Origin of the sequence: Amycolatopsis sp. 3B14 (assembly GCF_050958625.1) — a bacterium.
Lineage (GTDB): Bacteria > Actinomycetota > Actinomycetes > Mycobacteriales > Pseudonocardiaceae > Amycolatopsis_E > Amycolatopsis_E thermoflava.
Genome location: NZ_JBHZEN010000067.1, coordinates 59,333 through 66,006 on the forward strand (window position 1 = coordinate 59,333; position 6,674 = coordinate 66,006).

A 6,674-nucleotide genomic window follows, 5' to 3' on the forward strand; every position below is an offset into this window, starting at 1 on the left:
CGGCGGACCACCCCGTGCGGGTGGTCGGCGGAAGAATCGCCCCGGGCGCGGTGTTGGCACCTGGTGTGAGCGATCCGGTGCTGACGACCTGGCGCGCCCGCGGACCGGTGCGGGCGGTCGTGCTCGTCCTGCACGGGGGCGCCGAGAACGGCCTCAACGTGGTGCGGCCGTGGGGGCCGGCCTACCTGCGGATGGTGCCGCTGGCGCGGCAGATCCTGCGGGCCGGGGCGCCGCACGGGGTGGAGGTGCGGCTGCTGCGCAACCGCGTGCGCGGGTGGAACGACCCCGACCTGCACCCGGTGGCCGACGCGCGGTGGGCGCTGCGGCGGATCCGGGCCGAGCGGCCGGACGTGCCGGTGTTCCTCGCCGGGCACTCGATGGGCGGCCGCGTCGCGTTGCGGATCGCCGACGAGCCGGAAGTGCGGTCGGTGCTGGCGCTGGCCCCGTGGACGCCGATCGGCGAGCCGGTCGAACCGGTGACGGGCAAGACGGTCGTCATCGCCCACGGCACGCGTGACCGCATCACCCGGCCCGCGGAGTCCTTCGCCTACGCGGAGCGCGCCCAGGCGGTCGCGCGGCGTGTGGTGCGGATCGAGGTCATGTCCGAGGGGCACGCCATGCTGTACCGGCCGGGGGTGTGGAACCGGCTGGCCCGCGAGTTCGCCCTGGACGCCGCCGGTGTGGCCCCGCTCACGGCCTGGTCGGTGCGCCCCGACCAGCGGCTTCGCCTGCCCGGGTAGCACTGCGCAACCCTTTCGGGGTGCTGCACGTCCTGATCGATGACGTTTGCGGTTCACTAGGGGCGTCCTAGGGCCGGTCGATCGGGGAACGGTGATGGCGTGACGAACCAGGGTGGCTATCCGCCGCGCGTGCCGCCGCGCGGCCCGCGACAGCACCAGCCCGCGCAGATGATGCCGTTGCCCGGCCGCGAGGGCGCCTACCGCCAGCCACCGCCGCGCCGCCCAGGACCGCCGCCGACGCGGGCCATGCCCTCCCGCGGCGACGTCCCGCCGCCCCCGCCGCCCGCCGCGCGCCGTCCACGCCGCCGGTTCGGCCCCGGCAAGGTGCTGCTCACCCTGCTGTCGGTGTTCGTGCTGTTCCTCGCCGGCGTGTGGGTGTACCTGGAGTTCTCGATCAACCGGGTCGCCGCGCTGGAGGACTACGAGGGCCGCCCCGCCGCGGGCGAGGGCACCAACTGGCTCATCGTCGGCTCGGACAGCCGCGAAGGCCTCACCGCCGAGGACGAGCAGCGGCTGGTCACCGGCGACGTCGAGGCCGCCGGCGGCGGTCAGCGCACCGACACGATGATGATCGCGCACCTGCCGGACAACGACACCAAGCCGACGCTCGTCAGCCTGCCGCGCGACTCCGAGGTCGCCATCCCCGGCCACGGCACCAGCAAGATCAACGCGGCGTTCTCGATCGGCGGCGCGCCGCTGCTGGTCAAGACCGTCGAGCAGGCCACCGGGCTGCGCATCGACCACTACGCCGAGATCGGGTTCGGCGGGTTCGCCAACATCGTCGACGCGATCGGCGGCGTCGACATGTGCGTCGACAAGGAGATGCACGACACCGTCACCGGCATCACGATCCCGGCCGGGTGCCAGGAACTCGACGGCGCGCACGCGCTCGGGTTCGTCCGGATGCGGCACAGCGACGCGACCCCGCGGTCGGACCTGGACCGGGTGGAGAACCAGCGCAAGTTCATCGGCGCGCTGGTCAGCCAGATCTCCAGCCCCGGCACCCTGCTCAACCCGTTCGACGTGTTCCCGCTGCTGGGCGCCGCGCCGGACGCGCTGACCATGGACGAGGGCGACCACCTGCACAACCTGGTCGGGCTGGCGTGGGCGATGCGGGGCATCTCCTCGGACGGTGTGCTGTCCACGACGGTTCCGGTCACGTCCGGCTCGGCGGAGCACTGGGACAAGACGAAGTCGAAGCAGCTGTGGGACGCGCTGCGCAACGACACGGTGGTGCCCGACAGCGCGATCATGACCTAGTCGCGCAGGAAGCCGCCGGGATCGGCTTTCCCAGCGGCCGACAGGCTCACCAGGATGTCGCTCAGCGTGAAGGTGCGCTCCAGCGCCTCGTGCAGGATCTTCAGCTGAGCCCGGATCTCCTCCAGCTGCTCGCGGGGCCGGTGCTCGGCCAGGTAGCGGGCGATCTCGGCACGCGCCCGCGGCGTCAGCGGGTCCCGCAGGTCCAGCGCGCCGGGCGATTCCAGCGGTCGGTCCGGCCGGGCCATCAGGCCGGCCAGCCGCCCGACGGGATCGGTGACCGGGTCCGGGCCGGGGAAGAGCCCGAGCGCGCGCGGATCGGGCAGCGCCGGGCCGGCGAGGACCATCCGCAGGTGGTCGATGCGGCTGAACTTCTCCCACATCCCGTTCTTGAGCCGTCCGTACGCCTGCGGGTCGAGGGCGGCGAGGCAGCCGCCGAGACGGGTCATCTCGGAGTTCAGGCCACGCAGGTCGGCCGCCTGCTGCCGGGCGGCGGCGTGCAGGCGGCGCACCCAGGACGTCTGCGCGCGGACGTCTTCCTCGCTCATCGTGGCGGTGTTTTCCAGGAACCCCAGCAGGTAGTCGCCGTTGTCGGCGATGCGGTGCGCACGCAGGTAGAGCACGAACAGTTCGGCGCCGAGCGAGTTCAGCTTGGCGTCCTTGCGGGCGGTCAGCGCCTTGGGCGTGATCGCGAGGACGGCGTCCAGGATCGCCCGGAAGAACTCCAGCATGCGTCGTGCATACCGGAAAAGTCCCGTGCGGGCCACGACCCCGGCGAGGATGATCGGGGGATGCAGATCCCTGCGGAGACCCTCTCGGACGGGGTGATCCTGCTGCGCCGGTGGTGGGCCGGCGACGCCGAGCTCCTCCACCGCCTGGTCAACGAGTCCCTGGACCACCTCGCGCCCTGGATGCCGTGGGCGGTGGACGGCTACACCGAGCGCGACGCGCGGGAGTTCCTGACGCTGACCCGGGAAAGCTGGCTCGCGGCGGAGACCTTCGACTACGCGATCGTCGCGCCGGACGGGGCGGTCGCCGGCAGTTGCGGGCTGATGGCGCGCATCGGCCGCGGCGGGCTCGAAGTGGGCTACTGGCTGGCCAAGGCCTACACGGGCCGGGGCTGGGCCACCCGCGCGGCGCGCCTGCTGACCGACGAGGCGTTCCGGGTCGGTGCCAACCGGGTGGAGATCGTGCACGACGTCGCCAACCACCGCAGCGGCGCCGTACCCGCCCGGCTCGGCTTCACCCGGCTCGACGAGCGCCCCACCCGCCTCCCCGGCGGAACGGCCGCCACGGGGCGGGTCGCGGTGTGGCGGAAGGTCGCGCCCGGGGGATCGTCGCTGGGCGGCACTCCGCGCGGCGCCGGGTGGATGCGGGGCTGACCGCCGCTGGGCGGGGCGTGGTGTGGAGGAACGCTGCTCGGGGGGCGTCGCTGGGTGGCGGCCCGCGCGGGGTTGACTACCGCTGGGCGGGTCGCGGTGTGGCGGAAGACCGCGCCCGGGGGGATCATCGCCGGGCGGCACCCCGCGCGACGCCGGGTGGATGCGCGGTTGAGCGCCGCTGGGCGGGTCGCGCATGTGGCGGACGGCGGAGCCTGGTGATCGTCGTTGGGCGCCGCCCCGCGCGGCGGCGGGTGGATGCGGGGCTGACCGCCACGGGGAGTTGCCCTGCCTGCGGCCGGGCGTCGCGGGCGGTGGAGCAGAACCGGGGACCGCGACGGGACGCGGTAGCCGAAAAAACACGAGCAGTGACGACATCTACACTGATCATCACACGTTCGGCCGGTAGACAAGTCTGTCCGGGCGTGATGGCGTGGCATGACTTCGGGGCGGATCCGGCCCGGGGTGGGCTTGTCGGCGCCCGGACCGGGCCTGACCTGGCCCTTGTCGTTCTCCGGAAGAGGTGGAGCGTGTCGGAACCTGGTGCCGCACCAGGGTTGGCGGACGTGGCCCGGCGCTGGGCCGCGCGGTTGGCTGACACGGACGGAGTATCACTTCCCCCGGACGAGCTCGCGCAGCTCCTGCACGACTTCGCGCGCACCGCGGTCGCCGAGGCCGAAGCGGCCCGCGACGCCGCCATGCGCCGCTTCACCACCCTCTACAGCACCGCTCCCGTCGGCATCGCGATGGCCGACCCGGACGGCCGGATCGTCGAGGTCAACAAGGAGCTCGGCAAGTTCCTCGGGCACAAGCCGGACCGCCTGCGTGGCCGCCGCCTCACCGAGCTCGGCTTCGACGACCGCGACCGCGAGAAGCTGGCCGCCGGTCTGGCCGAGCTCGCCGAGACCGACCTGGACGAGTTCACCGACCGGGTTCGCCTCGGCCACGCCGACGACGCCGGCGTGTGGGCCGACATCGTGCTCACCCGCCTGCCCGGCGACCGGCCCGGCACCCTCTTCCCGGTGCTGATGGCCTCCGACGCCAACGAGGTCCACACGCTCCAGGAAACGTTGCGGCACCAGAGCATCCACGACTCGCTCACCGGCCTGTCCAACGCGTCCCGCTTCCGCACGCTGCTGGAGTCCGCGCTCGGTTCGTCGGCGCGCGGTCAGGTGGCGTTGATCTACCTGGACCTCGACGGGTTCAAGGTGGTCAACGACGGGCTCGGCGCCGGTGTCGGCGACGCGGTGCTGCGTGGCGTGGCGAACAAGCTCAAGGAAGCGTTCACCGGCCACGACGCGCTGGTGGCGCGCCTGTCCGGGGACGGGTTCGCGGTGCTGCTGCGCGGGGAGCTGACCACGTCGGGAGTGATCAGTCTCGTCGAGACCGCGCTGGAGGACCTCGCCGAGCCGATCTACATCGGCGAGCACGGCGTCGGGGTGAGCGCGAGCGCCGGGATCGTGGTGCGCGACGTGCGCGACGGCGGTGTCGAGGACATCGAGCGCGCGGCGGAGATCGCGCTGCACCGCGCCAAGGAGGCAGGCAAGGCGCAGTGGATGCTGTTCGACCCGGAGCTCGACGCGCGCGACCGCGCCCGCTACCGGCTCGGCGCGGAGATCGCCGGCGCGCTGGAGAACGGGCAGTTCGAGCTGATCTACCAGCCCACCGTCAAGCTGGCCAAGCCCGACGAGATCGCCGCGGTCAACGCCGGGCTGCGCTGGCACCACCCGGAGCTGGGTGAGCTGCCCGCCGAGGAGTTCTTCCCGCTGGCCGAGACGACCGGCATGACGATCCCGCTCGGCAAGTGGCTGCTGACCGAGTCGTTGCGGGCGACCGCGCGCTGGCGCGAACGCTACGGCGAGGCCGCGCCGGACGTGTGCATCCGCCTGCCGAACCGGCTCGCGATCGAGCCGGACCTGGTGGCGCTGGTCAAGGAGCAGCTGGACCGCAACGAGCTGCCGGCCAGGGCGCTGCGGTTGTGCACGGACAGCTCGTCGATCCTGGACCCGCGCGGCGAGGTGCTCGACTCGCTCACCGTGCTGGCCGACCTCGGCGCGAAGCTGGTGCTCACGGTGCAGGGCTCGGCCGATCTGGAGCTGATCCCGCGGCACCAGCTGTCGGTGCAGCACGTGATCCTCTCCGGGCCGGTCGTCGACGCGCTCGCCGACGGCGAGCCGGAGGTCGCGGCGCGGCACCTGGACCAGCTGGTGACGCGGGCGCGTGAGCTGAAGCTGCGGATCGGCGCGGAGGGTGTGCGCAGCCACGAGCAGGCCGAACGGCTGCGGCGGCACGGCGTGATCGCGGCCCGCGGACCGTTCGTGGCCGACACCGCGACCGGCGACGAGGTGGACCAGCTCATCGAGCAGCACACCGGTGCGGCGGTGACCGGGTGAAGCCGGGGGACGTCGTCCCGGACTTCACGCTGCCGGACGAGCGGGGCGAACCGCGGTCGCTGAGCGGGTTCCTGTCGGCCGGGCCGGTGGTGTTGTTCTTCTACCCGGCGGCGATGACGCCCGGCTGCACCGCGGAGAGCTGCCACTTCCGGGACCTGGCGAAGGAGTTCGCCGAGGTCGGGGCGCAGCGGGTGGGGATAAGCCCGGACCCGGTGGCTCGGCAGCAGGAGTTCAGCGCGCGGCACGGGTTCGACTACCCGCTCCTGTCGGACGCCGAGGGAGAGGTCGCGAGGAAGTTCGGCGTGCGGCGGTCGTTCGGCCCGCTGCTGACGAAGCGGCACACGTTCGTCATCGACACCGACCGGCGCCTGCTGGAAGTCGTCAAGAGCGAACTGAGGATGTCCGTGCACGCCGACAAGGCGCTGGAAGTGCTGCGGGCGCGCACCCGCTGACCGCGGCGGCGGGCCGCGGGCAGCCCCGGTGACCCGGGAGGTTGCCGTTGCGGCCGTGGGACCGTTGACCGTGGTCCCGCGCGGTGGTTTCCGGGGCGCCGGGTCGGGGTGGTAGCCGGCCGGCGGCTGCGGAGGAAGTGCGCGGCCGTGGTCGGGCTGCCGCGCGACGCGGGGGCGGTGGTCCGGCCGGGCCGCGGGGCAGCCGCCGAGGGCGGCGAGACATGCGGTGGTCTGGCAAATCGCCGGTGCGGCGATGCGACCCGCTGGCCGCGGTCCCGCGCGGTGGTTTCGGGGCGCCGCGTCGGTGCGACAGCCGGCCGGCGGCGGAGGAAGTGCGTGGCCGTGGTGGGGAGGGCTGCCGCGCGCCGCGGCGGTGGTCCGGCCGGGCCGCGGGCAGCCGCCGAGGGCGTGGCAGGCGGTGGCTTGGCAGGCTGGCGGGCGTGGCGCGGCCGC

General features: G+C 73.6%; 6 protein-coding genes. 5 read left to right on the forward strand and 1 reads right to left on the reverse strand.

Translation table 11 applies throughout. The features are described from left to right. The first annotated feature begins 65 nt into the window (after window positions 1-65). Both ACCP09_RS32950 and ACCP09_RS32955 read left to right on the forward strand, forming a co-directional pair. Entirely contained in the window at window positions 66-740 is a 675-nt protein-coding gene (locus ACCP09_RS32950; RefSeq protein ID WP_027928775.1) for an alpha/beta hydrolase, read from the forward strand. A gap of 99 nt (window positions 741-839) precedes the next feature. Continuing rightward, window positions 840-2,000: an LCP family protein gene (locus tag ACCP09_RS32955; protein WP_433752649.1), complete on the forward strand. Its 1,161-nt coding sequence runs from the start codon at window positions 840-842 to the stop codon at window positions 1,998-2,000. Here ACCP09_RS32955 and ACCP09_RS32960 read toward each other — a convergent pair. Next, the gene (locus ACCP09_RS32960) at window positions 1,997-2,728 is read right to left on the reverse strand and encodes a hypothetical protein (protein WP_433752651.1); all 732 of its coding nucleotides are present in this window, start codon (window positions 2,726-2,728) and stop codon (window positions 1,997-1,999) included. The two genes, ACCP09_RS32955 and ACCP09_RS32960, sit on opposite strands and share 4 nt — an antisense overlap. 60 nt (window positions 2,729-2,788) lie before the next feature. On the opposite strand from ACCP09_RS32960, the gene ACCP09_RS32965 reads away from it, so the two are divergent. The 3 genes from ACCP09_RS32965 to ACCP09_RS32975 all read left to right on the forward strand — a co-directional run bounded on the left by ACCP09_RS32965 (window position 2,789) and on the right by ACCP09_RS32975 (window position 6,221). Then, window positions 2,789-3,379: a GNAT family N-acetyltransferase gene (locus ACCP09_RS32965; protein WP_378332347.1), complete on the forward strand. Its 591-nt coding sequence runs from the start codon at window positions 2,789-2,791 to the stop codon at window positions 3,377-3,379. A 563-nt stretch (window positions 3,380-3,942) separates the two neighbouring features. Continuing rightward, complete coding sequence (locus tag ACCP09_RS32970; protein ID WP_027928779.1) at window positions 3,943-5,769, forward strand: EAL domain-containing protein; 1,827 nt, start codon at window positions 3,943-3,945, stop codon at window positions 5,767-5,769. Continuing rightward, window positions 5,766-6,221 carry a peroxiredoxin gene (locus tag ACCP09_RS32975; RefSeq protein ID WP_123685978.1) on the forward strand — a complete coding sequence of 152 codons (456 nt, stop codon included), beginning with the start codon at window positions 5,766-5,768 and terminating at the stop codon, window positions 6,219-6,221. The genes ACCP09_RS32970 and ACCP09_RS32975 overlap by 4 nt, the downstream gene beginning before the upstream one ends. Window positions 6,222-6,674: the final 453 nt, after the last annotated feature.